Source organism: Citrobacter sp. RHBSTW-00881 (genome assembly GCF_013728515.1).
Classification (GTDB): domain Bacteria; phylum Pseudomonadota; class Gammaproteobacteria; order Enterobacterales; family Enterobacteriaceae; genus Citrobacter; species Citrobacter braakii.
On the sequence record NZ_CP056269.1, the window covers coordinates 1,565,436 to 1,590,433 of the forward strand.

Consider the following 24,998-nt stretch of genomic DNA (forward strand, 5'->3'; position numbering starts at 1 on the left):
CTCGCAGTATGCCTGGCGGCGAGATTATGGCACACTTGCCCGGTTAACTCTCGTTCTCAAACAGGTGCGAAAGACGTGAAAATCCTCGTTGATGAAAATATGCCCTATGCCCGCGAACTGTTCAGTCGTTTGGGGGAGGTCAAAGCGGTTCCCGGTCGCCCGATTCCCGTTGCCGAACTGGATGATGCGGATGCCTTAATGGTGCGCTCGGTGACGAAAGTAAATGAATCACTGCTTAGCGGAAAACCGGTTCAATTTGTCGGTACGGCAACCGCAGGCACGGACCATGTGGATGAAGCCTGGCTTGCGCAGTCGAAGATCGGCTTTTCCGCAGCGCCCGGCTGTAACGCGATTGCGGTCGTAGAATATGTTTTTTCAGCGTTGCTGATGCTGGCGGAGCGCGACGGGTTTGCGTTACGCGATCGTACTGTAGGCATCGTAGGCGTGGGCAATGTGGGCGGCCGTTTGCAGGCACGTCTGGAAGCACTGGGGATCCGCACGCTGCTGTGCGATCCGCCGCGAGCCGATCGCGGTGACGAGGGAGATTTCCGCTCGCTGGACGAACTGGTAGAGCAAGCCGATGTGTTGACTTTCCATACGCCGCTGTTTAAAGACGGACCGTACAAAACGCTGCACCTGGCAGATGATGCGCTGATTAGCCGGCTGAAGCCAGGCACCATTGTGATCAACGCCTGCCGCGGGCCGGTCATCGACAATACGGCATTGCTGAACCGATTGAATGCCGGGCAGTCGCTGAGCGTCGTGCTGGATGTCTGGGAAGGGGAGCCGGATCTCAATGTGGCATTGCTGGAGAAAGCCGATATCGGCACGGCGCACATTGCCGGGTATACCCTGGAAGGAAAAGCGCGCGGCACCACGCAGGTCTTTGAGGCTTTTAGCAAGTTTATTGGTCGCGAACAACACGTTGCGCTCAATACCCTGTTACCTGCACCGGAATTTGGTCGTATCACACTGCATGGCCCGTTAGATCAGCCAACGCTGAAAAGGCTGGTGCATTTAGTGTATGATGTGCGCCGCGATGATGCGCCGCTGCGTAAAGTCGCTGGAATTCCGGGTGAGTTTGATAAGCTGCGTAAAAATTATCTTGAGCGCCGTGAATGGTCGTCTTTATACGTGATGTGTGACGACGCAACGGCTGCTGCCTTGCTGTGTAAGCTGGGTTTTAACGCTGTTTATCACCCGGCACATTAATGTCTTCTTAATGCTCCCTGTCGAATAATGCGACAGGGACGCTTACGTATTTCTGGAGTAAATCACCATGTCTGAAGGCTGGAATATTGCCATTCTGGGCGCAACGGGCGCCGTAGGCGAAGCCCTGCTCGATACGCTGGCTGAACGCCAGTTCCCGGTCGGTGAAATTTATGCGCTGGCGCGTAATGAAAGCGCGGGTGAGCATCTGCGTTTTAACGGTAAATCGGTCCTTGTTCAGGACGTTGTAGACTTTGACTGGACGCAGGCGCAACTGGCATTTTTTGTTGCGGGCGCTGAAGCCACCGCCGCATGGGTGGAAGAAGCGACCAATGCCGGTTGCCTGGTTATCGACAGCAGTGGCCTGTTCGCGCTTGAGCCGGACGTTCCGCTGGTGGTTCCGGACGTTAACCCGTTCGTACTGGCGGATTACCGCAACCGTAATGTGATTGCGGTCCCTTCCAGCCTGACCAGCCAACTGCTGTCTGCGCTGAAGCCGCTAATTGATGACGGCGGGCTGTCACGTATTACGGTGACCAATATTATTTCTGCTTCCGCTCACGGTAAAAAAGCCGTAGATGCGCTTGCCGGACAGAGCGCGAAACTACTGAACGGCATCCCGATTGACGATGACGATTTCTTTGGTCGTCAGCTGGCGTTCAACATGCTACCGATGCTGCCGGATCGCGAAGGTAGCGTGCGCGAAGAGCGTCGTATCGTCGATGAAGTGCGCAAAATTATGCAGGACGACGGGCTACTTATCTCCGCCAGCATCGTGCAGTCGCCGGTATTTTATGGCCACGCACAGATGGTGAATTTTGAAGCTCTGCGTCCGTTGGCGGCGGAAGAAGCACGCGATGCGTTTTCACGCGGTGAGGACGTAGTGTTGTCAGAAGAGACCTATATCCCGACGCAGGTTGGCGATGCGTCAGGTACTCCGCACCTTTCAGTTGGCTGTGTGCATAACGATTACGGGATGCCGGAACAGGTTCAGTTCTGGTCTGTGGCAGACAACGTACGCTTTGGCGGTGCGTTGATGGCGGTGAAAATTGCGGAAAAACTGGTGCAGGAGTACCTGTACTAATGTCTGACCTGCAACAGCCGTCAACCCATAAAATTGCGCTGGGCATTGAGTATGACGGCAGCAAATATTATGGCTGGCAGCGCCAGAACGAAGTGCGTAGCGTTCAGGAAAAACTGGAAAAAGCGCTCTCTCAGGTGGCGAATGAACGCATCACTGTCTTTTGTGCGGGACGCACGGATGCGGGCGTTCATGGCACAGGGCAGGTCGTGCACTTTGAAACGACTGCCCAGCGTAAAGATGCAGCCTGGACACTGGGGGTAAATGCGAATTTACCTGGTGACATTGCTGTGCGCTGGGTGAAAGCTGTACCCGATGATTTCCATGCCCGATTTAGCGCCACGGCTCGCCGTTATCGCTACATCATCTACAATCATCGGTTGCGCCCTGCGGTTTTAGGTAAAGGGGTAACCCATTACTATGAACCGCTGGACGCTGAGCGTATGCATCGTGCGGCCCAGTGTTTGATTGGTGAAAATGATTTTACCTCGTTTCGGGCGGTGCAGTGTCAGTCGCGCACACCGTGGCGTAACGTGATGCACATTAACGTTGAACGTTTTGGTGCATATGTGGTGGTGGATATTAAAGCGAATGCCTTTGTACATCATATGGTCAGGAATATTGTCGGCAGCCTGATGGAAGTAGGCGCCAACAACCAGCCGGAGAGCTGGATAGCAGAACTGCTAGCGGCGAAGGACAGAACGCTGGCAGCGGCAACGGCGAAAGCGGAAGGACTGTATCTGGTTGCAGTAGATTACCCGGAACGGTTCGACTTGCCAAAACCGCCTATGGGCCCGCTATTTCTGGCGGACTAATTTGAGTCGTATAAAGGCAAAACTATGGACCTGATTTACTTTCTTATCGATTTTATCCTGCACATTGATGTGCATCTGGCGGAGCTGGTTGCGGAATACGGTATCTGGGTATACGCGATTCTGTTTCTGATCCTGTTCTGCGAAACCGGGCTGGTGGTGACGCCGTTCCTGCCGGGAGACTCGCTGCTGTTTGTCGCTGGCGCGCTTTCTGCGCTGCCAACTAACGATCTCAATGTTCATCTGATGGTGATGTTGATGATTGTGGCGGCGATTATCGGCGATGCGGTGAACTACACGATTGGTCGTTTGTTCGGTGAAAAACTCTTCAGTAACCCGAACTCTAAAATTTTCCGTCGCAGTTACCTGGATAAAACCCATGCGTTCTACGAGCGTCATGGCGGCAAAACGATTATCCTCGCGCGTTTCGTACCTATCGTGCGTACATTTGCACCGTTTGTTGCCGGTATGGGACACATGTCCTACCGTCATTTTGCGATGTATAACGTCGCAGGCGCGCTGCTGTGGGTATTGCTGTTCACCTATGCAGGCTATCTGTTCGGCGATCTGCCGATCGTTCAGGAAAACCTGAAATTACTGATTGTGGCGATCATCGTCCTTTCCGTATTGCCGGGCATAATTGAAGTGATTCGCCATAAACGCGCTGCGTCACGGGCTGCAAAATAGAAAGTAACTCAGCGGTTCGACCACTTTTTTATCCAAAGTTTCGGGCTGTTATGTTTTAATGTGCAACATTCATGGTCTGTTAGGGGCAAAAATGGCATTATGCGCCCCTTATAACAAAGCTGACTAGGGTTCAGGCAGAAAGGTCACCAATGAGCTGGATTGAACGAATTAAAAGCAACATTACTCCCACCCGCAAGGCAAGCATTCCTGAAGGGGTGTGGACCAAGTGTGATAGCTGCGGTCAGGTTTTATACCGTGCTGAGCTGGAACGTAATCTTGAGGTCTGTCCGAAGTGTGACCATCATATGCGCATGTCGGCGCGCAATCGCCTGCATAGCCTGTTAGATGAAGGTTCTCTTGTGGAACTGGGTAGCGAGCTTGAGCCGAAAGATGTGCTGAAGTTTCGTGACTCCAAAAAGTACAAAGACAGACTGGCTTCTGCGCAGAAAGAAACTGGCGAGAAAGATGCGCTGGTGGTAATGAAAGGCACGCTGCACGGTATGCCGGTCGTTGCTGCTGCATTCGAGTTCGCGTTTATGGGCGGCTCCATGGGCTCTGTGGTCGGCGCGCGTTTTGTCCGTGCCGTTGAGCAGGCGCTGGAAGATAACTGTCCGCTGATCTGCTTCTCCGCTTCTGGCGGGGCGCGTATGCAGGAAGCGCTGATGTCTCTGATGCAGATGGCGAAAACCTCTGCTGCGCTGGCGAAAATGCAGGAACGCGGTTTACCGTATATTTCTGTACTGACCGACCCAACAATGGGCGGTGTTTCTGCTAGCTTCGCGATGCTGGGCGATCTCAACATTGCAGAACCGAAAGCACTGATCGGCTTTGCTGGTCCGCGTGTTATCGAGCAAACCGTACGTGAGAAACTGCCGCCGGGATTCCAGCGTAGCGAGTTCCTGATTGAAAAAGGCGCTATCGATATGATCGTCCGCCGTCCTGAAATGCGCCTGAAACTGGCAAGCATTCTGGCGAAGCTGATGAATCTTCCTACGCCGAATCCGGATGAGCCGCGTGAAGGCGAGGTGGTACCTCCGGTTCCCGATCAGGAATCAGAGGCCTGATAGTTTACTCTATGGGTTTCGGGTTGCAGGCAGGCGATAAGAGAGTTAATCCCGATGAGCTTACACAGGTAAGTGATTCGGGTGAGCGAGCACAGCCAACGCATCTGCAACGTGAAAAACAACGTGTAAAAAAGGGCAGGCCGGTTGGTGCTGCCCTTTTGCTTTTCTCAACGTAAAGAATCTACAGCCATCATGGACAATAAACGTATTCCTCAAGCCGCGTCGCCCCTGGCATCGTGGCTTTCTTATCTGGAAAACCTGCACAGTAAAACCATCGATCTCGGCCTGGAACGCGTAAGTCAGGTGGCGCGCAAACTGGGTGTGTTGAAACCCGCGCCATTTGTTTTTACGGTGGCGGGAACCAACGGGAAAGGCACAACCTGCCGTACGCTGGAATCTGTGCTGACCGCAGCAGGTTATAAAGTTGGCGTTTACAGTTCGCCGCATCTGGTACGCTACACGGAACGCGTACGCGTGCAGGGACGTGAACTGCCGGAATCAGCGCATACCGCCTCGTTTGCTGAGATTGAAGACGCGCGTGGCGACATTTCCCTGACCTATTTTGAATACGGTACGTTATCGGCGCTCTGGCTGTTTAAACAGGCCCAACTGGATGTCGTCATCCTGGAAGTTGGGTTAGGTGGTCGCCTTGACGCGACCAATATCGTGGATGCAGATGTTGCGGTGGTCACCAGTATTGCGCTTGACCATACTGACTGGCTGGGCCCGGATCGCGAAAGCATTGGTCGTGAGAAGGCGGGAATTTTCCGTGCAGAGAAACCGGCTATCGTCGGCGAGCCGGAAATGCCTTACACCATCGCCGATGTTGCACAAGAGAGCGGGGCGATTTTGCAACGCTGCGGCGTGGACTGGCGCTATGCGGTCACGGAGAACGACTGGTCCTTTACGGACGATCACGGCACGTTGGCGCACCTGCCGTTGCCGCAGGTCCCGCAACCTAACGCCGCTACCGCACTGGCCGCACTGCGCGCAAGCGGGCTTAACGTCAGCGAGCAGGCCATTCGTGACGGTATTGAACAGGCGATTTTACCGGGGCGCTTCCAGATTGTGAGCGAGTCGCCGCGGGTGATTTTTGATGTTGCCCATAACCCGCATGCGGCGGAGTATCTGACCGGCCGTCTGAAAAAGTTAGTGAAAAGCGGGCGTGTACTTGCGGTTATCGGTATGCTACATGATAAAGATATTGCCGGTACGTTAGCCTGGTTAAAAAGCGTGGTTGACGCCTGGTACTGTGCGCCCCTGGAAGGGCCGCGTGGTGCTACTGCAGAACAACTGCTGGAGCATCTGGGCAAAGGCTACGCCTATGACAGCGTGGCGCAGGCATGGTCTGCGGCGCTAGCTGAGGCGAAGCCAGAAGATACCGTGTTGGTGTGTGGATCGTTTCACACTGTCGCACATGTCATGGAAGTGATAGACGTGGGGAGAAGCGGTGGCGAGTAAGTTTCAGAATCGATTAGTCGGCACAATTGTGCTGGTCGCGCTGGGGGTGATTGTGCTCCCCGGGCTGCTTGACGGGCAGAAAAAGCATTATCAGGATGAGTTTGCGGCGATCCCGCTGGTGCCGAAACCCGGCGATCGCGATGAACCAGACATGATGCCTGCAGCAACGCAGGCGCTGCCGACGCAGCCACCGGAAGGGGCGGCTGAAGAGGTGCGCGCGGGTGATGCTGCCGCGCCATCGTTGGATCCGTCACGTTTGACGACGGCAAACAGCGCGGAGTTAGATCCTGTCCCCGCGCCTGTAGAACAGCCGAAACCCAAACCGAAGCCGCAGCCGGTTGCCGTCGCTCCGACGCCAGCACCGGCTCCAGCGCCGAAACCGGCCGCGGTGGAACCGCCAGCTCCGACCGGCAAAGCGTACGTTGTACAGCTCGGTGCGCTGAAAAATGCGGATAAGGTCAATGAGATCGTGGGTAAACTTCGTGGCGCGGGCTTCCGGGTATATACTTCCCCGTCAACGCCGGTGCAGGGTAAAATAACCCGTATTCTCGTAGGACCTGACGCCTCCAAAGATAAGCTGAAGAACTCGCTGGGCGAGCTGCAGAAGATCTCCGGTCTGAGTGGCGTAGTGATGGGGTACACCCCTAATTAAGGGATTGCGCTGTTCACGGCGCTGCTCTTAATTCAGGACGGATAGGGCGTTTATACCGCTATCCGGCAGTGCCCGAAGAGGCATAAAACGGTATGGCGTTGAAGATTTTTTCAGCGCCATTTTTATTTACGCGTGGAAAGGAAATCCCTACGCAAACGTTTTCTTTTTCTGTTAGAATGCGCCCCGAACAGGACGACAGGGCGTTAAATCGTGGGACACTTATGGTCTGGATTGATTACGCCATTATCGCGGTGATTGGTTTTTCCTGTCTGGTTAGCCTGATCCGTGGCTTTGTTCGTGAAGCATTATCGTTGGTGACTTGGGGTTGTGCTTTCTTTGTCGCCAGCCATTACTACACTTACCTGTCTGTCTGGTTTACGGGCTTTGAAGACGAACTCGTTCGAAATGGGATTGCTATCGCGATACTGTTTATCGCGACACTTATCGTCGGCGCTATCGTTAACTTTGTGATAGGCCAACTGGTAGAGAAAACAGGCCTGTCGGGTACCGACAGGGTGTTGGGGATCTGCTTTGGTGCTCTGCGAGGAGCGCTGATCGTCGCCGCCATACTGTTCTTTCTCGATACCTTTACAGGTCTGTCGAAAAGTGAAGACTGGAGCAAGTCGCAGCTGATCCCGCAGTTCAGTTTCATCATCAGATGGTTCTTTGACTATCTGCAAAGCTCGTCAAGTTTCTTGCCCAAAGTATAAACTTTGGGTTGTTGCTGAACGAGGAAAAGACGTATGTGCGGTATTGTCGGTATCGCCGGTGTTATGCCGGTAAACCAGTCGATTTATGACGCGTTAACGGTGCTCCAGCATCGTGGTCAGGATGCCGCAGGCATCATCACCATTGATGCCAACAACTGCTTCCGCTTGCGTAAAGCAAACGGAATGGTGAGCGATATTTTTGAAGCGCGCCATATGCAGCGTTTGCAGGGCAATATGGGCATCGGTCATGTGCGTTACCCAACGGCTGGCAGCTCCAGCGCCTCCGAAGCTCAACCTTTTTACGTCAACTCACCGTATGGCATCACGCTTGCCCATAATGGCAACCTGACCAATGCGCATGAGCTGCGTAAAAAGCTGTTTGAAGAAAAGCGCCGCCACATCAATACCACTTCAGACTCTGAAATTTTGCTGAATATTTTCGCCAGCGAGCTGGATAACTTCCGCCATTATCCGCTGGAAGCCGATAATATTTTTGCTGCTATTGCGGCAACCAACCGCCAGATCCGCGGCGCCTATGCCTGCGTGGCGATGATTATTGGCCACGGTATGGTTGCCTTCCGCGATCCTAACGGTATCCGTCCGCTGGTACTGGGTAAACGCGATATCGGGGATGGTCGTACCGAGTATATGGTGGCCTCCGAGAGCGTGGCGCTGGATACGCTGGGCTTTGAATTCCTGCGCGATGTGGCACCTGGCGAAGCGGTGTATATCACCGAAAAAGGTCAGCTGTTTACTCGCCAGTGTGCCGATAACCCGGTCAGCAATCCGTGCCTGTTTGAATACGTTTACTTCGCTCGTCCTGACTCCTTTATCGACAAGATTTCCGTCTACAGCGCCCGTGTAAATATGGGTACCAAGCTTGGCGAAAAAATTGCTCGTGAGTGGGAAGATCTGGACATTGACGTGGTGATCCCGATTCCGGAAACCTCCTGCGATATCGCGCTGGAAATTGCCCGTATTCTCGGTAAGCCGTACCGTCAGGGTTTTGTGAAAAACCGCTACGTGGGTCGTACCTTTATCATGCCCGGTCAGCAGCTGCGCCGTAAATCCGTGCGCCGTAAGCTGAACGCCAACCGTGCGGAATTCCGTGATAAAAACGTGCTGCTGGTGGATGACTCCATCGTGCGCGGTACCACCTCGGAACAGATTATCGAGATGGCGCGTGAAGCCGGAGCGAAGAAAGTGTATCTGGCCTCTGCGGCCCCGGAAATTCGCTTCCCGAACGTTTATGGTATCGATATGCCTACGGCGACGGAGCTGATTGCTCATGGTCGCGAAGTGGACGAGATTCGCCAGATAATCGGTGCAGACGGTCTTATCTTCCAGGATCTGAACGATCTGATTGAAGCGGTCCGCGCTGAGAACCCGGATATTCAGCAGTTTGAATGTTCAGTGTTTAACGGTGTGTACGTCACCAAAGACGTCGACCAGCAATATCTCGATTTCCTTGACTCCCTGCGTAATGACGATGCCAAAGCAATTTTGCGTCAGAACGAAGCGGAAAACCTCGAGATGCATAACGAAGGGTAATGTTCTGTTGCAGGTCAGGACACATAGAGTGGACTGACTTGCAACTGCGCATAAAAACCTGCAAAGTCAGCCCTGAAGCAAGTAAGGGCGAAAAAATGAAACGACTCATTGTAGGGATTAGCGGTGCCAGTGGCGCGATTTATGGCGTGCGCCTGCTGCAGGTTTTGCGTGACGTTACTGATGTGGAAACCCATCTGGTGATGAGTGCTGCTGCCCGACAGACGCTGGCGCTGGAAACTGACCTCTCTGTACGCGACGTGCAGGCACTGGCGAATGTAAATCACGATACGCGCGATATCGCCGCCAGTATCTCTTCCGGCTCTTTTCAGACCGCCGGAATGGTAATATTACCTTGTTCAATCAAAACGCTTTCAGGCATCGTCCACAGTTACACCGATGGGCTGCTTACCCGTGCGGCAGACGTGGTGTTGAAAGAACGCCGCCCGCTGGTGCTGTGCGTGCGTGAAACGCCGCTGCATCTGGGGCATCTGCGGCTGATGACGCAGGCGGCAGAAATTGGCGCGGTGATTATGCCGCCAGTCCCGGCATTCTATCATCGCCCGCAAACGCTAGATGATGTGATTAATCAAACGGTTAACCGCGTACTCGACCAGTTTGATATCTCCCTTCCACAGGATCTGTTCACCCGCTGGCAAGGGGCGTAAAACCGTTCCATCAGCGTGCAAAGAAACATCCGTTGCCCTGTTTCAGGGCAATTTTGTAACCGCGATCATATCCTCAACATTTAATTCGTTAAAACTCAACGAAACGCTGCGGTTCAACCGTCAGACCTGCTATCTTCAAAATCAGGACATTATTGCAACGTTTTATTAACATATTTAACGTCGAATATCCTCATCGACGCGAAAATGGCATAAGACCTGCATGAAAAAGTCTGCAAACACACAACACAACGTAAAACATAATAAAATTACGCCACTTGAGGGTTATGTATGAAGAAGACGGTTCTTGCTTTGTCTTTGCTGGTAGGACTCTCCGCCACCGCGGCCAGCTACGCAGCACTTCCGCAGACGGTTCGTATTGGTACAGATACAACGTACGCACCTTTTTCCTCTAAAGATGCCAAAGGCGACTTTGTCGGCTTTGATATCGATCTGGGAAATGAGATGTGTAAGCGCATGCAGATCAAATGTACTTGGGTAGCCAGCGACTTTGACGCGCTGATCCCGTCGCTGAAAGCGAAAAAAATTGATGCCATCATCTCCTCGCTTTCAATTACTGAGAAGCGTCAGCAAGAGATTGCGTTCTCAGACAAACTTTACGCAGCAGACTCACGTCTGATCGCCGCGAAAGGTTCCCCAATTCAACCGACTCTTGATTCCCTCAAAGGTAAACATGTTGGCGTACTGCAAGGCTCGACTCAGGAAGCCTATGCTAATGACAACTGGCGCAGCAAAGGCGTAGATGTGGTGGCCTATGCGAACCAGGACCTTATCTATTCTGACCTGACAGCGGGGCGTCTGGACGCGGCGTTGCAGGATGAAGTCGCGGCCAGCGAAGGCTTCCTGAAGCAGCCTGCCGGTAAGGACTACGCTTTTGCTGGTCCGTCGGTGAAAGATAAAAAATACTTTGGTGACGGCACCGGGATTGGCTTGCGCAAAGATGATGCAGAGCTGAAAGCTGCTTTCGATAAAGCGCTGGGCGAACTGCGCAAAGACGGCACCTACGACAAAATGGCGAGCAAGTATTTTAACTTCAATGTCTACGGCGATTAATACGCCGCAGCGGGGAATGGACTGCACCATTGCGGTGCATAATAAATTCAGTGCACTGTTTTGGTGCTTTTGTCGCTGTCTTAATAAGCATGAGTGCATACTTAAGCGCTTTTCATGCAAATAAATACCGTCGACAGGGTAGAATGCTTTGCCTTGTCGGCCCGATTAATGGCACGATAACTGCACCTGGTCCTGTAAAGATCCCCTATAAAAGACAGTCTGTTGAGGATAGTTATGAAAAAACTGGTGTTGTCTCTTTCTCTGGTCCTGGCTTTCTCCAGTGCTACCGCAGCATTTGCAGCCATTCCGCAAAAAATTCGTATCGGTACCGATCCTACTTATGCGCCGTTCGAATCGAAAAATGCACAGGGTGAATTAGTCGGTTTTGATATCGATCTGGCTAAAGAGCTGTGCAAACGTATCAATACACAATGTACCTTCGTGGAAAACCCGCTGGACGCGCTTATCCTGCCGGTAAGGACTACGCTTTTGCTGGTCCGTCGGTGAAAGATAAAAAATACTTTGGTGACGGCACCGGGATTGGCTTGCGCAAAGATGATGCAGAGCTGAAAGCTGCTTTCGATAAAGCGCTGGGCGAACTGCGCAAAGACGGCACCTACGACAAAATGGCGAGCAAGTATTTTAACTTCAATGTCTACGGCGATTAATACGCCGCAGCGGGGAATGGACTGCACCATTGCGGTGCATAATAAATTCAGTGCACTGTTTTGGTGCTTTTGTCGCTGTCTTAATAAGCATGAGTGCATACTTAAGCGCTTTTCATGCAAATAAATACCGTCGACAGGGTAGAATGCTTTGCCTTGTCGGCCCGATTAATGGCACGATAACTGCACCTGGTCCTGTAAAGATCCCCTATAAAAGACAGTCTGTTGAGGATAGTTATGAAAAAACTGGTGTTGTCTCTTTCTCTGGTCCTGGCTTTCTCCAGTGCTACCGCAGCATTTGCAGCCATTCCGCAAAAAATTCGTATCGGTACCGATCCTACTTATGCGCCGTTCGAATCGAAAAATGCACAGGGTGAATTAGTCGGTTTTGATATCGATCTGGCTAAAGAGCTGTGCAAACGTATCAATACACAATGTACCTTCGTGGAAAACCCGCTGGACGCGCTTATCCTTCGTTAAAAGCGAAGAAAATCGATGCGATTATGTCCTCGCTTTCCATCACTGAAAAACGTCAGCAGGAAATCGCCTTTACCGACAAGCTTTATGCAGCCGACTCGCGTCTGGTTGTCGCTAAAGATTCTGCTATTCAGCCAACCATTGAGTCGCTGAAAGGTAAACGTGTTGGCGTGCTGCAGGGCACGACTCAGGAAACCTTCGGCAACGAGCACTGGGCGCCAAAAGGCATTGAAATTGTCTCTTATCAGGGGCAAGACAATATCTATTCTGACCTGACTGCCGGGCGTATTGATGCTGCTTTCCAGGATGAAGTCGCGGCCAGCGAAGGCTTCCTGAAACAGCCGGTCGGTAAAGATTACAAATTCGGCGGCCCATCTGTAAAAGATGAGAAGTTATTCGGCGTGGGTACCGGTATGGGGCTGCGCAAAGATGATAACGAACTGCGCGAAGCACTGAACAAAGCCTTTGCCGAGATGCGAGCTGACGGTACTTACGAGAAGCTGGCGAAAAAGTACTTCGATTTTGATGTTTACGGCGGTTAATCACCGCAGGTGCTGATAAAGCCCGTAGATTTTTGACGAGTTGAATTTATGCCTGATCGCGCTGCGCGTATCCGGTCTACAGCAATTTTGTAGGCCGGATAAGGCAGAGCCGCCATCCGGCATTTAACGATTTGTCTGAAATCAAAAGAGGCTTATTACTCCACCACACACGACAGGACAGGCAGCATGTTGTATGGCTTTTCAGGTGTTATTTTACAGGGCGCAATTGTTACGCTGGAGCTGGCACTTAGCTCGGTGGTACTGGCGGTTCTGATAGGCCTTGTCGGCGCGGCAGCAAAGCTGTCGCAAAGCCGGGCGCTGGCGCTTATTTTCGAAGGGTACACAACGCTTATCCGCGGCGTGCCCGATCTGGTCTTAATGCTGCTCATCTTTTACGGATTACAAATCGCGCTGAATACCCTTACCGATGCAATTGGTATCAGCCAGATTGATATCGATCCGATGGTCGCGGGTATTATTACGCTCGGGTTTATCTACGGAGCCTATTTTACCGAAACATTTCGTGGCGCATTTATGGCCGTGCCAAAAGGACATATTGAAGCCGCGACGGCATTCGGTTTTACCAGTTCACAAATATTTCGCCGCATTATGTTCCCGGCGATGATGCGCTATGCCTTACCGGGAATTGGCAACAACTGGCAGGTCATTCTTAAGGCCACTGCGTTGGTATCGTTGCTCGGCCTGGAAGACGTAGTGAAAGCCACTCAGCTTGCCGGAAAAAGTACCTGGGAGCCGTTCTATTTTGCCGTAGTGTGCGGGGTCATCTATCTGGTGTTTACCACTGTTTCTAATGGTGTGCTGCTGTACCTTGAGCGCCGCTATTCCGTGGGTGTGAAGAGGGCTGACCTGTGATTGAGATTATTCAGGAATACTGGAAGTCCCTGCTGTGGACCGACGGGTATCGCTACACCGGCGTGGCTATCACCCTGTGGCTTCTGATTTCATCGGTGGTGATGGGCGGGATACTGGCGCTGTTTTTGGCAATTGGTCGTGTTTCCAGTAATAAATTTATCCAGTTTCCCATCTGGCTGTTCACCTATATTTTTCGTGGGACGCCGCTGTACGTCCAGTTGCTGGTGTTTTATTCCGGGATGTATACGCTGGAGATAGTCAAAGGCACGGACTTCCTCAACGCGTTTTTCCGCAGTGGGCTAAATTGCACCGTGCTGGCGCTGACGCTGAATACCTGCGCCTATACCACGGAGATTTTCGCCGGGGCTATTCGTTCCGTACCCCATGGTGAGATTGAAGCCGCGCGCGCTTACGGTTTCTCGTCATTTAAACTGTATCGCTGCATTATTTTGCCTTCCGCGCTGCGTATTGCGCTGCCGGCTTACAGCAATGAAGTTATTTTAATGCTGCACTCCACGGCGCTGGCATTTACCGCAACGGTGCCTGATTTGTTGAAAATCGCCCGCGATATCAACTCGGCAACGTATCAGCCGTTTACCGCCTTCGGTATTGCCGCTGTTCTGTATTTGATTATTTCGTATGTCCTGATCAGTCTGTTCCGTAAAGCGGAAAAACGCTGGTTGCAGCATGTATCCTCTAAATGATTCGAGTAACACGATGTCTGAAAATAAATTAAACGTTATCGATTTACATAAGCACTACGGCGAACATGAAGTGCTGAAAGGGGTATCGCTGCAGGCCAATGCGGGTGATGTTATCAGTATTATTGGCTCGTCAGGTTCCGGTAAAAGTACCTTCCTGCGCTGCATTAACTTTCTCGAGAAACCGAGCGCCGGGTCGATTGTCGTCAGTGGTCAGAACATTGGTCTGGTACGCGACAAAGACGGCCAGCTTAAGGTTGCAGACAAAAATCAGCTGCGCTTGCTGCGCACGCGACTGACGATGGTCTTTCAGCACTTTAATCTGTGGAGCCACATGACGGTGCTGGAAAACGTGATGGAAGCGCCGATCCAGGTGTTGGGGCTGAGCAAGCAGGAAGCTCGCGAACGTGCGGTGAAGTATCTGGCGAAAGTGGGTATTGATGAGCGCGCTCAGGGCAAATATCCGGTGCATCTGTCCGGTGGTCAGCAGCAGCGTGTCTCCATTGCTCGTGCGCTGGCGATGGAACCGGAAGTGTTGCTGTTTGATGAACCCACGTCGGCACTTGACCCGGAGCTGGTGGGCGAAGTGCTGCGCATTATGCAACAACTGGCCGAAGAGGGAAAAACCATGGTGGTCGTGACCCACGAAATGGGGTTTGCCCGTCATGTCTCCACGCACGTGATTTTCCTGCATCAGGGAAAGATTGAAGAAGAGGGCGATCCGGAGCAGGTATTTGGTAATCCGCAAAGCCCGCGTTTGCAGCAGTTCCTCAAAGGTTCGTTGAAGTAAGTCACCTGCCCGGAGGCGCTACGCTTTCCGGGCCTGGGATTTTAGCGCGTCGCACTCCAGACGATAAACCCAGTCGTCGTAGGCGATACCATCAATCTCATACGCCTTTTCCAGCACCTGCGTACGCACGAACCCCGTTTTTTCCAGAATCCGTATTGAGCCCTTATTATCCGCCAGTGCGTAAGCATTTATCGCCGTGACCTCCGCGTGCTCGAAGGCGTACTGGCACACCGCGCGTACGGCTTCGCTGGCAATACCTTTCCCCTGCGCCTGTGGCAAGATGGCGTAGCCGAGGTCGGCTTCGTGCGGGTAGATATGGCTGATTTGCAGACCAATATCGCCGAGCGGCGTCGGGTTGTTGTGCTCGCGGATGACAAAAGTGTGCTGAGCGGCAAGGCGTCTGGCGAATAACAGACGCGTATCTTTCGCCGGGGCGATGTTGCCCATATAGCGCATGACTTCAGGACATTCACGTAGTTTCTGGAAAAATGACCAGTCAGAAAACTGAAACAAAGAGAGGGTAAGTCGGGGAGTCGAAATTATCGCCATAACGTCGCCATTGCAGAAATCTGGCCTATAACCTTACCACCACAATGGCGACCGTGAATAGCGCTTAGGGGTTATCGGATGACATCCGCCAGCGCTTCTTCTAAATCGTACCAGCGAAACGCGAAACCGGACGCTTCCAGGCGTTTTGGCAACGCTCGTTGCCCGCCGAGAACCAGCACTGAAGATTCGCCCATCAGCAACCGCATTGCGGTGGCGGGAACGCGCAGAATGGCAGGGCGGTTCAGGGCGTGGCCCAGCGCGTGGGCAAACTGCTCATTGTGCACCGGGTACGGTGAAACCATGTTGAAGGGACCGCGCAGATCGTTATCCAGCAGCCAGAGAATTCCGTTGACCATATCATCAATATGGATCCAGGCCATATACTGGCGTCCGTTGCCAATTGGTCCGCCTAAGCCAAGACGAAACGGCGGGACCATTTTCGCCAGAATGCCGCCAGCAGAGGCCAGTACCACGCCGGTGCGCAGCATACACACGCGGGTTTTATCGCTTTGCGCGGTGCTGGCAATTTGCTCCCAGCGGGCGCACAGCTTATGGGTAAATTCGTTATGCGGCGGCTCTTCTTCTGTGACCACCACTTCGCCTAAATCGCCGTAGTAACCGGTAGCGGAACCGGAAATTAGCACTGCGGGCGGTGTCTCGCTGGCATTGATTAAATCGACCAGCTTCTGCGTGATGACCCAGCGGCTCTGACACAGGCGTTCCTTTTGCTGGGCACTCCAGCGCTTGTCCGCAATCGGCTCTCCGGCAAGGTTAATGACGGCATCAATGTCATTGAGATTTTGCCGCTCTTCCAGCCCTTTGGACAGCGTAACCCGGGAGTCGAGAATCTGACGGGCCTTATCAGGAGAACGGGTCACTACGGTTATCTGATGCCCCAGCCCCAGCAAGCGGGGGATCAGATGACGTCCAATCAGGCCAGTACCGCCGGTAATCAGAATCTGCATGTCGCCTCCCGGGTTATGTTTTAGCGCTGCCAGCTCAGCGTCATAGAGACTGAGTCGGCGTAACGTAATGCGTGAAGTTTATCTATCTCTACTTGAGCATAAGTGACCCAGTGATGTTCGCGTGCGATATCGAGCACATCTTGAGTTAATTTTTCTAACAATGAGAAGCGGTTACCCTCCACGTGGGCAATGATGCTCTTGGTGATAGTGCGATAATTCAGCGCGTCGTTGATATCTTCGCTGGTACGGGCTTTGTCTGCCGGATAGAGAATGGCAATGTTGATGACGATATCCTGGCGGTTAAGGATCTCCTCTTCTTTGATGCCGATAAAAGTGCGCAGACGAAGGTTTTTTATACGAATAATTGCGTCAGGTTGTGACATTGCAGGTTTCCTCCATGTATGAACCTTTGCATGATACACGAGAACCGAATCGCGTCACCGCTTCTCACTTTGTGCTTGTTGCATGGCGCGTTCCGTTGCGGGACGCGTACGGATGCGTTCATGCCAGTTATTGACCGCCGGGTAGTTGTCGAGGTCGATGCGCTGACGCTGATGGGCGTGGATCCACGGCCAGCAGGCAATGTCGGCAATGCTGTAGTGATCGCCTCCCAGCCAGGGGGACGTTTCCAGACGTTTATTCATCACGTTGTACAGGCGCTGGGTTTCAACCTGGTATCTTTCAATGGCGTAGGGAATCGTTTGTGGGGCGTAGTGGCTAAAATGATGATTCTGACCCAGCATGGGTCCGAGGCCGCTGACCTGCCAGAACAACCACTGCAGCGTAGTGTGGCGTTCACGTAACTCACCGCTCAGCAGCTTACCGCTCTTTTCTGCCAGATAGAGTAAAATTTCTCCGGACTCAAACAGGCTGATGGGCTTTCCGCCGTCTACCGGGGCACTGTCGATAATGGCCGGGATTTTATTGTTTGGTGAGATTTGCAGAAAATCAGGGTGAAACTGGCTACCTTTGCTGATATCGACATGAATCAGACGGTATTGCAGTTGCGCCTCTTCAAGAAACAGCGTGATTTTGTGACCGTTTGGCGATGGAGTGTAATAGAGATCGATCATTTTCAGCGTCCGTTTTGTCATGAACCGGGTCATAACAAGTATAGAGCCTGTTGGCGTGCGTGAGTTTTCATCAAGTGACAGTGAGAGAAAGACTCTATATTTTGAAGGCAAGCCAATACATTTCAGAGGACATTATGAGCAAATCTGCAATTACGCTGTGGTCAGATGCCAATTTTTTCTCCCCTTACGTGCTGTCTGTTTATGTCGCTCTGCAAGAGAAAGGACTGCCTTTTACGCTGAAAACCGTTGATCTCAACAGCGGCGAACACTTGCAACCTTCATGGCAAGGGTATGCGTTAACGCGGCGCGTGCCGGTGCTTGAAATCGACGGTTTCGAGCTGAGCGAATCATCAGCGATAACTGAGTTCCTGGAAGAGAGCTTTGCACCACCGCAGTGGGAGCGTATCTACCCACACGATTTGCAAAAGCGCGCGCGGGCGCGCCAGGTTCAGGCGTGGATCCGCAGCGATCTGATGCCTATCCGTGAAGAACGCTCAACGGACGTAGTTTTTGCTGGCGTGAAGAAAGGTCCGTTAAGCGAAGCGGGAAAAGTCAGTGCGGAGAAATTGTTCGCCACTGCGAGCCATTTATTGAGCCACGGGAAGCAGAATTTATTTGGCGAATGGTGTATTGCCGACTGCGATTTAGCGCTAATGCTGAATCGTCTGGTTCTTAACGGCGATGAGGTTCCCGAAGCGCTTGCAGAATATGCCGCCTTCCAGTGGCAGCGCGCTTCAGTCCAGCGTTTTATCGCGCTTTCAGCGAAGCGTTCCTGCTGAAAAACGGGGCGTAATCCAGTATCATTACAAGGTACTTTTCAACGAGGAGTGAGTGATGAAACTGATGTTCGCATCGGACATTCATGGTTCGTTGCCAGCCACGGAACGCGTACTTGAACGGTTTGCCGCAAGCGGTGCGCAATGGCTGGTGATATTGGGTGATGTTTTAAACCACGGACCGCGTAATGCGCTCCCGGAAGGCTATGCGCCTGCGCAGGTTGCTGAGCGGTTGAATGCGCTGGCAGCGCGGATTATCGCTGTGCGTGGCAATTGTGACAGCGAAGTGGATCAGATGCTTCTGCATTTTCCGATGAACGCGCCGTGGCAGCAAATTCTGACAGAAAACCAGCGACTCTTTTTGACGCACGGGCATCTTTTTGGCCCGCAAAATATGCCGGCGCTCAACGTGGGAGATGTGCTGGTTTATGGACATACACATCTGCCCGTCGCTGAGCGTCAAGGGGATGTTTACCACTTCAATCCCGGCTCGGTAAGCATCCCGAAAGGGGGCTTTGCGGCAAGTTACGGGATTCTGGATGATAATGTTCTCAGCGTAATGGCACTCAATGATCAAAGTGTTATTGCACAGGTCGAGATTAATCCGTAATTTACCCCACAAACATAAACGCGCCGTAAGAGCGCAAGAAAAAAGAAGGTTTCCTGATGGTGGAACAGCGTCGTTTGGCAAGTACGGAATGGGTGGATATTGTGAATGAAGACAACGAAGTCATTGCACAATCCAGCCGGGAACAAATGCGGGCGCAACGCTTACGCCATCGTGCAACGTATATCGTCGTGCATGATGGTATGGGCAAAATTCTGGTTCAGCGTCGTACTGAGACAAAAGATTTTTTGCCCGGCATGCTGGATGCCACCGCTGGCGGTGTTGTGCAGGCTGACGAGCAACTACTGGATTCAGCGCGCCGTGAAGCGGAAGAGGAACTGGGGATTGCGGGCGTGCCGTTTGCCGAGCATGGGCAGTTTTATTTTGAAGACCAGAACTGTCGCGTATGGGGTGGGCTGTTTAGCTGTGTTTCCCACGGACCGTTTGCGCTTCAGGAAGAAGAGGTTAGTGAAGTTTGCTGGCTGACGCCGGAAGAAATTACCGCGCGTTGCGACGAATTTACGCCGGACTCACTGAAAGCCCTGGCGCTGTGGATGACCCGCAACGCTAAGAATGAAGGGGCGAAAGCCGAAAAGCAGGAAGAAGCTGAGTAAAATCTGCTCATCCGGCCTACAGCGTCGAGAAATCGTGTAGGCCGGGCAATCGTTTTTTAATGGTAACCCATTATCTGCGCGCCAATTACCACCACGCTGGACATAATAAACAGCAGTCCCAACAGCGTGGCGCCTACCTTCAGCCAGTTACGAAAATCCACCCGACACACGCCTAACGTTGCCATCAGCGATGCCGACGTAGGATAGATAATATGGCTGAATCCGTCGCCAAACTGGAAGGCCAGTACGGTGACCTGACGGTTTACGCCAACCAGATCGCCTAAGGGTGCTAATAACGGCATGGTCAATGCAGCCTGACCAGAGCCGGAAGTAACGAAGAAATTAAACACCGCCTGGAACAGCAGCATAAACCACGCCGCGATGGCGTTATCCAGCCCGCTGATGCCGTTGGCAATGCTGTGCAGCAGCGTGTTCAACACGCTGGCTTCACCCGCCTCTCCATTACCGACCAGCAGTAATATGCCCTTGGCAAAACCGACCAGCAGGGCAGGGGCAATCATCATTCGCGCGCCTTCAGTGAATGAGGAGGCCATGATGTTGACCGTCATGCCGTTGAGACGAAAGACCACGCCGATGATGCCAATTACCAGGCCCATGGTGAAGAACTGACTGGCGATCTCAGGAATAAACCACGCGTTGACGATCACGCCCCAGACAACCCAAATCATTACCGCGGTCAGCACCAGCAGCACCAGCCAGTCGCCCAGCGTGAAGCGTCGTTCCACAACGTCGTCCTGCTGTTCGCGAAAGAAACGGTCGGATTCATGTACCCGGGACAAAAGCGGATTCTTTTTGATGCGCGCCGCATAGGCCAGCGTGAAGGTCAGCCCTATCAGGGTCGCAACCACCCACACAATGATACGCAGACCGGAACCAGAGAGCACCGGCACGCCCGCAATCCCCTGCGCGACGACCACGCAGAACGGGTTCATCCATGAGCTGGCGAATCCAATTTGAGTCGCAATATAGGTGACCAGAACGGTGGTGATACTGTCGTAACCTAACCGTACCATTAACGGTGCGATAATAATGGCAAAGGCGACCGCCTCTTCCCCCATGCCAAACACCGCGCCGCCTAATGAGAAGAGAACAAACAGCACCGGGATAAACAGGACTTCGTTTCCTCGCGTATGGCGGATGAGCGCCAGGATGCCGTTATCGATGGTTCCGGTACGCATAACGATGCCGAATGCGCCGCCAATCACCAGCATAAACATAATAATGCCGACGGCAGTGCCGAATTTAGAGCCGGAGGTTAACCCTTCAAACGGAAAATTCATCAGGCCAGGGCGCTCATCACCGGTGGTGAAAAACTGCACCCGGTGATACTGCTCTTCGCCCGCGTCGTTGGTCAGAATTCGAAAAGAATGGGGGTCGACCACCTTACGGGTTTTGGTTTGTCCATCAACCTGATACTGCACTTCCTGACTGTCGAACATCCCGACGGGAACAACCCATGTCGCCAGACTGGTTAAAATGGCAACGAAAAAAATAATCACCAACGTATCGGGCATCGCCCATTTTTTAGCTGGCTGTGTTTCTGTTACTGCTGACATGAAAGACTATCCCTGTTGCAATGCAAAAGAGGATAAGTATGCAAACAGGAGAATAGTTATTCATTGATGCAGCGCATCCTGGCAAATGTTTCAGAATATGCCAACGGGAAAAACAGGTATAAAAAAACCGGAAATATAAGCTATTTCCGGTTTAATAAGCAGAAGTGTTGCCGGATAAGACATCCGGCACACTCGACAGATTACTGCTGCTGTTGGGAAGACTGGATCGCGGTCAGAGCGATGGTGTAGACGATGTCGTCAACCAGCGCGCCACGAGACAGGTCGTTCACAGGCTTGCGCATACCCTGCAGCATCGGCCCAATGGAGATCAGGTCGGCAGAACGCTGTACCGCTTTGTAGGTGGTGTTACCGGTGTTCAGATCCGGGAAGATGAACACGGTAGCGCGACCTGCAACCGGAGAGTTCGGCGCTTTGGATTTTGCTACGTCAGCCATAACGGCGGCGTCATACTGCAGCGGACCGTCGATCATCAGGTCAGGACGTTTTTCCTGCGCCAGACGCGTGGCTTCACGAACTTTTTCTACGTCGCTACCTGCACCAGAAGTACCGGTGGAGTAGGAGAGCATTGCTACGCGCGGTTCGATACCGAAGGCAATGGCGGATTCAGCGGACTGAATCGCGATTTCTGCCAGTTGCTCTGCAGTCGGATCCGGGTTGATCGCGCAGTCGCCGTATACGTAAACCTGATCCGGCAGCAGCATGAAGAACACGGAAGACACCAGGGAACTACCCGGTGCAGTTTTGATCAGCTGCAGCGGCGGACGGATGGTGTTCGCGGTGGTATGAACTGCACCAGAAACCAGACCGTCAACGTCGTCCTGTTCCAGCATCAGGGTACCGAGAACCACGTTGTCTTCCAGCTGTTCGCGGGCAACGGTTTCGGTCATACCTTTGTTTTTACGCAGTTCGACCAGGCGAGCAACGTAGCTTTCGCGAACCACATCTGGATCAACGATTTCTACGCCAGCGCCCAGCTCAACGCCCTGAGAGGCCGCAACGCGGGTGATCTCATCCGGGTTGCCCAGCAGTACGCAGGTTGCGATACCGCGTTCAGCACAGATAGCCGCCGCTTTAACGGTACGCGGCTCGTCACCTTCCGGCAGAACAACGCGCTTGCCGGCTTTACGTGCCAGCTCGGTCAGCTGATAACGGAACGCTGGCGGAGACAGACGACGGCTGCGCTCAGAGGTCGCGGTCAGGGATTCAATCCAGTCAGCGTTGATGTAGTTAGCAACGTATTCCTGAACTTTCTCAATACGTTCGTGATCGTCAACCGGAACTTCCAGGTTGAAGCTCTGCAGGCTCAGAGAGGTCTGCCAGGTGTTGGTGTTCACCATGAATACCGGCAGGCCGGTTTCAAATGCACGTTCGCACAGTTTAGTGATACGCGCGTCCATTTCGTAGCCGCCAGTCAGCAGCAGGGCACCGATTTCCACGCCGTTCATGGCTGCCAGGCATGCTGCAACCAGCACGTCAGGACGATCGGCGGAAGTCACCAGCAGAGAACCGGCACGGAAGTGCTCCAGCATGTGCGGAATGCTGCGTGCGCAGAAAGTCACAGACTTCACGCGACGGGTGTTGATATCACCTTCGTTAACGATAGTGGCGTTCAGATGACGCGCCATATCGATTGCACGCGTTGCGATCAGATCGAAGCTCCATGGCACCGCGCCCAGAACCGGCAGCGGGCTGGATTCTTGCAGTTTAGCCGGATCAACTTTGATCACTTTTGCTTTGGAAGAGTCGTCGAAAATCTCGGACAGATCCGGGCGAGTACGGCCCTGCTCATCAACCGGTGCGTTCAGTTTGTTAACGATTACGCCGGTGATGTTGGTGTTTTTCGCGCCGCCGAAGCTGCTGCGAGTCAGTTCAATACGCTCGTTCAGCTGTTCCGGGGTATCGGTACCCTGAGACATTACGAAGACGATTTCTGCGTTCAGCGTTTTCGCGATTTCGTAGTTCAGAGACTGCGCGAACTGATGTTTACGGGTTGGGACCAGGCCTTCAACCAGTACAACTTCAGCGTCTTTAGTGTTCGCGTGGTAGTTCGCGATGATCTCTTCCATCAGCACATCTTTCTGATTGCTGGACAACAGAGATTCAACGTGGCTCATCTTCAGCGGCTCAGCGGCTGGCAGAGAAGAGTTAGCACGGACGATGCTGGTAGTCTGGTCTGGCGCATCGCCACCGGCACGCGGTTGAGAGATCGGCTTGAAGACGCTCAGACGAACGCCTTTGCGTTCCATTGCGCGGATCACGCCAAGGCTGACGCTGGTCAGACCGACGCTGGTTCCGGTAGGGATCAGCATAATAATACGGGACACGGTTTATCCTCTTTCGTTACCGTCGATGTAGACGGGTTACAAAACAGCACCGCCAGCTAGGCTGGCGGTGTGAAATCAGGCAGTCAGACGGCTCGCGTCTTGCGCGATAACCAGTTCTTCGTTGGTTGGGATAACCACCGCAGGACGGGTACCTTCTTTGTTGATGAAACCAGATTTGCCGAAACGTGCGGCCAGGTTACGTTCGTGGTCAACTTCAAAGCCCAGAACGCCCAGTTTGCCCAGAGACAGCTCACGAACCATCGCTGCGTTTTCACCGATACCACCGGTGAAGACAACTGCATCCAGACGACCATCCATCAGCGCAGTGTAAGAACCGATGTATTTCGCCAGACGGTGACAGTAAACGTCCATTGCACGTTTAGCGTCTTCTTTAGTCGCGTAGTTATCTTCAACATAACGGCAGTCGCTGGTGACTTCGGTCAGACCCAGCAGGCCGGACTCTTTGGTCAGCATTTTGTTGATCTGGTCAACGCTCATGCCCAAGGTGTCGTGCAGGTGGAAGATGATCGCCGGGTCGATGTCACCGGAACGCGTACCCATCACCAGACCTTCCAGCGGGGTCAGACCCATGGAGGTATCAACACATTTACCGTTACGGATAGCAGAAACAGAACCGCCGTTGCCCAGGTGGCAAGTGATGATGTTGAGCTCATCAACCGGTTTGTTCAGAATTTTTGCCGCTTCCTGAGTTACGAAGAAGTGGCTGGTACCGTGCGCGCCGTAACGACGAACACCGTGTTCTTTGTACAGGCTGTATGGCAGAGCATAGAGGTAAGACTCTTCCGGCATGGTCTGATGGAACGCGGTGTCGAATACAGCCACGTTTTTGTCTTTCAGATTCGGGAAGGATTTCAGCGCTTCTGCGATACCGATCAGGTGTGCAGGGTTATGCAGCGGTGCAAAAGAGGCTGCGTCTTTGATACCCTGAATAACAGAATCGTCGATAACCACAGAGCCGGTGTATTTCTCGCCGCCGTGAACAACACGGTGACCAATCGCAGTCAGCTGAGCAGACAGTTCTGGTTTTTGTGCCAGAATAGTATTAACGATAAAATTCAGCGCTTCACTGTGAGCGGCGCCTGCACCTAAAGCCGCTTCTTGTTTACCGCCGTCCATTTTCCACTTGATACGTGCTTCTGGGAGATGGAAACATTCGGCTAAACCAGAGAGGTATTCTTCACCGTTTACTGCATCGATGATGGCAAATTTCAGTGAGGAGCTACCGCAGTTCAGAACCAGTACTAACTTACTCGACATGGAAGTACCTATTTATGATACGTGGCTAAAAAAACGTCAGGAAGTCATAGAGCGTAGCGCATGATGACACCGACGTTTATGATTAACATCATGCGCCATAGTCGTTTTGGGCACGATGGAATAAATACCTTTGAGTCTATGTCATTTTGCGTATTTTTCAGCCAATGGCATACTATGTGTCAATTTGACGACTCAATGATTTT

Annotated in this window: 24 protein-coding genes and 2 pseudogenes; 19 read left to right on the forward strand and 7 right to left on the reverse strand. The window is 52.7% G+C overall.

All coding sequences use genetic code 11. The annotated features are described in order from the left end of the window. The first annotated feature begins 75 nt into the window (after window positions 1-75). From pdxB to hisP, 16 genes and pseudogenes are all read left to right on the forward strand, one after another. Complete coding sequence (gene pdxB / locus HV311_RS07425) at window positions 76-1,212, forward strand: 4-phosphoerythronate dehydrogenase PdxB (protein ID WP_016153863.1); 1,137 nt, start codon at window positions 76-78, stop codon at window positions 1,210-1,212. 67 nt (window positions 1,213-1,279) lie between these two features. Continuing rightward, window positions 1,280-2,293 (forward strand): aspartate-semialdehyde dehydrogenase, encoded by a 1,014-nt coding sequence (locus HV311_RS07430; RefSeq protein WP_131405184.1) that lies wholly within the window; start codon window positions 1,280-1,282, stop codon window positions 2,291-2,293. Next, window positions 2,293-3,105 carry a tRNA pseudouridine(38-40) synthase TruA gene (gene truA, locus HV311_RS07435; protein WP_016157050.1) on the forward strand — a complete coding sequence of 271 codons (813 nt, stop codon included), beginning with the start codon at window positions 2,293-2,295 and terminating at the stop codon, window positions 3,103-3,105. Before HV311_RS07430 ends, truA begins: the two co-directional genes overlap by 1 nt. A gap of 24 nt (window positions 3,106-3,129) precedes the next feature. Then, window positions 3,130-3,789 carry a DedA family protein gene (locus HV311_RS07440; protein WP_016153860.1) on the forward strand — a complete coding sequence of 220 codons (660 nt, stop codon included), beginning with the start codon at window positions 3,130-3,132 and terminating at the stop codon, window positions 3,787-3,789. 149 nt (window positions 3,790-3,938) lie between these two features. Next, window positions 3,939-4,853, forward strand: coding sequence for an acetyl-CoA carboxylase, carboxyltransferase subunit beta (accD, locus tag HV311_RS07445; RefSeq protein WP_016153859.1), 915 nt, complete (start codon window positions 3,939-3,941; stop codon window positions 4,851-4,853). 192 nt (window positions 4,854-5,045) lie between these two features. Further along, window positions 5,046-6,314, forward strand: coding sequence for a bifunctional tetrahydrofolate synthase/dihydrofolate synthase (gene folC / locus HV311_RS07450; protein WP_047500877.1), 1,269 nt, complete (start codon window positions 5,046-5,048; stop codon window positions 6,312-6,314). Beyond that, window positions 6,304-6,966 carry a cell division protein DedD gene (dedD, locus tag HV311_RS07455; RefSeq protein ID WP_016153857.1) on the forward strand — a complete coding sequence of 221 codons (663 nt, stop codon included), beginning with the start codon at window positions 6,304-6,306 and terminating at the stop codon, window positions 6,964-6,966. Before folC ends, dedD begins: the two co-directional genes overlap by 11 nt. Window positions 6,967-7,187: 221 nt before the next feature. Continuing rightward, window positions 7,188-7,676: a colicin V production protein gene (cvpA, locus tag HV311_RS07460; protein ID WP_005129678.1), complete on the forward strand. Its 489-nt coding sequence runs from the start codon at window positions 7,188-7,190 to the stop codon at window positions 7,674-7,676. Between the two features lie 33 nt (window positions 7,677-7,709). Further along, window positions 7,710-9,227, forward strand: a complete 1,518-nt coding sequence (gene purF, locus HV311_RS07465) for an amidophosphoribosyltransferase (protein WP_005129677.1) — start codon at window positions 7,710-7,712, stop codon at window positions 9,225-9,227. A 95-nt stretch (window positions 9,228-9,322) separates the two neighbouring features. Beyond that, the gene (locus HV311_RS07470; RefSeq protein WP_019077299.1) at window positions 9,323-9,892 is read left to right on the forward strand and encodes a UbiX family flavin prenyltransferase; all 570 of its coding nucleotides are present in this window, start codon (window positions 9,323-9,325) and stop codon (window positions 9,890-9,892) included. Between the two features lie 288 nt (window positions 9,893-10,180). Then, window positions 10,181-10,963 carry a lysine/arginine/ornithine ABC transporter substrate-binding protein ArgT gene (gene argT, locus HV311_RS07475; RefSeq protein WP_006683634.1) on the forward strand — a complete coding sequence of 261 codons (783 nt, stop codon included), beginning with the start codon at window positions 10,181-10,183 and terminating at the stop codon, window positions 10,961-10,963. 234 nt (window positions 10,964-11,197) lie between these two features. Beyond that, a pseudogene (locus HV311_RS07480) lies at window positions 11,198-11,631 on the forward strand (transporter substrate-binding domain-containing protein). 234 nt (window positions 11,632-11,865) lie between these two features. Next, window positions 11,866-12,647 (forward strand): annotated as a pseudogene (gene hisJ / locus HV311_RS07485) (histidine ABC transporter substrate-binding protein HisJ). 186 nt (window positions 12,648-12,833) lie between these two features. Continuing rightward, window positions 12,834-13,520 (forward strand): histidine ABC transporter permease HisQ, encoded by a 687-nt coding sequence (locus HV311_RS07490; RefSeq protein ID WP_016153853.1) that lies wholly within the window; start codon window positions 12,834-12,836, stop codon window positions 13,518-13,520. Continuing rightward, on the forward strand, window positions 13,517-14,224 hold the full coding sequence (hisM, locus tag HV311_RS07495) for a histidine ABC transporter permease HisM (protein ID WP_003028116.1): 708 nt from the start codon (window positions 13,517-13,519) through the stop codon (window positions 14,222-14,224). The genes HV311_RS07490 and hisM overlap by 4 nt, the downstream gene beginning before the upstream one ends. 13 nt (window positions 14,225-14,237) lie before the next feature. Continuing rightward, the gene (gene hisP / locus HV311_RS07500; protein ID WP_043017062.1) at window positions 14,238-15,011 is read left to right on the forward strand and encodes a histidine ABC transporter ATP-binding protein HisP; all 774 of its coding nucleotides are present in this window, start codon (window positions 14,238-14,240) and stop codon (window positions 15,009-15,011) included. 18 nt (window positions 15,012-15,029) lie between these two features. Here the strand turns inward: hisP and HV311_RS07505 are convergent, their stop codons facing one another. The 4 genes from HV311_RS07505 to yfcG form a co-directional block, all read right to left on the reverse strand. Then, window positions 15,030-15,560: a GNAT family N-acetyltransferase gene (locus HV311_RS07505; protein WP_191220917.1), complete on the reverse strand. Its 531-nt coding sequence runs from the start codon at window positions 15,558-15,560 to the stop codon at window positions 15,030-15,032. A 71-nt stretch (window positions 15,561-15,631) separates the two neighbouring features. Then, window positions 15,632-16,525: a TIGR01777 family oxidoreductase gene (locus tag HV311_RS07510; RefSeq protein ID WP_191220918.1), complete on the reverse strand. Its 894-nt coding sequence runs from the start codon at window positions 16,523-16,525 to the stop codon at window positions 15,632-15,634. Between the two features lie 20 nt (window positions 16,526-16,545). Then, on the reverse strand, window positions 16,546-16,908 hold the full coding sequence (gene folX, locus HV311_RS07515; protein WP_191220919.1) for a dihydroneopterin triphosphate 2'-epimerase: 363 nt from the start codon (window positions 16,906-16,908) through the stop codon (window positions 16,546-16,548). Between the two features lie 54 nt (window positions 16,909-16,962). After that, window positions 16,963-17,598, reverse strand: a complete 636-nt coding sequence (gene yfcG / locus HV311_RS07520) for a GSH-dependent disulfide bond oxidoreductase (protein ID WP_016153848.1) — start codon at window positions 17,596-17,598, stop codon at window positions 16,963-16,965. A gap of 134 nt (window positions 17,599-17,732) precedes the next feature. Between yfcG and yfcF the strand changes: the two genes are divergently transcribed. The 3 genes from yfcF to yfcD are packed head-to-tail and all read left to right on the forward strand — an operon-like array spanning window position 17,733 to window position 19,595. Next, the gene (yfcF, locus tag HV311_RS07525) at window positions 17,733-18,377 is read left to right on the forward strand and encodes a glutathione transferase (RefSeq protein ID WP_191220920.1); all 645 of its coding nucleotides are present in this window, start codon (window positions 17,733-17,735) and stop codon (window positions 18,375-18,377) included. A 55-nt stretch (window positions 18,378-18,432) separates the two neighbouring features. Further along, the gene (gene yfcE / locus HV311_RS07530; protein ID WP_191220921.1) at window positions 18,433-18,984 is read left to right on the forward strand and encodes a phosphodiesterase; all 552 of its coding nucleotides are present in this window, start codon (window positions 18,433-18,435) and stop codon (window positions 18,982-18,984) included. 56 nt (window positions 18,985-19,040) lie between these two features. Then, window positions 19,041-19,595, forward strand: coding sequence for an NUDIX hydrolase YfcD (gene yfcD / locus HV311_RS07535; protein ID WP_006683645.1), 555 nt, complete (start codon window positions 19,041-19,043; stop codon window positions 19,593-19,595). 56 nt (window positions 19,596-19,651) lie between these two features. Here yfcD and yfcC read toward each other — a convergent pair whose 3' ends face one another. From yfcC to ackA, 3 genes are all read right to left on the reverse strand, one after another. Next, window positions 19,652-21,172, reverse strand: a complete 1,521-nt coding sequence (gene yfcC, locus HV311_RS07540; protein ID WP_016157044.1) for a putative basic amino acid antiporter YfcC — start codon at window positions 21,170-21,172, stop codon at window positions 19,652-19,654. Window positions 21,173-21,372: 200 nt separating this feature from the next. After that, window positions 21,373-23,517 carry a phosphate acetyltransferase gene (gene pta, locus HV311_RS07545; protein ID WP_016153844.1) on the reverse strand — a complete coding sequence of 715 codons (2,145 nt, stop codon included), beginning with the start codon at window positions 23,515-23,517 and terminating at the stop codon, window positions 21,373-21,375. Between the two features lie 75 nt (window positions 23,518-23,592). After that, entirely contained in the window at window positions 23,593-24,795 is a 1,203-nt protein-coding gene (gene ackA / locus HV311_RS07550) for an acetate kinase (RefSeq protein ID WP_016153843.1), read from the reverse strand. Window positions 24,796-24,998 lie beyond the last annotated feature (203 nt).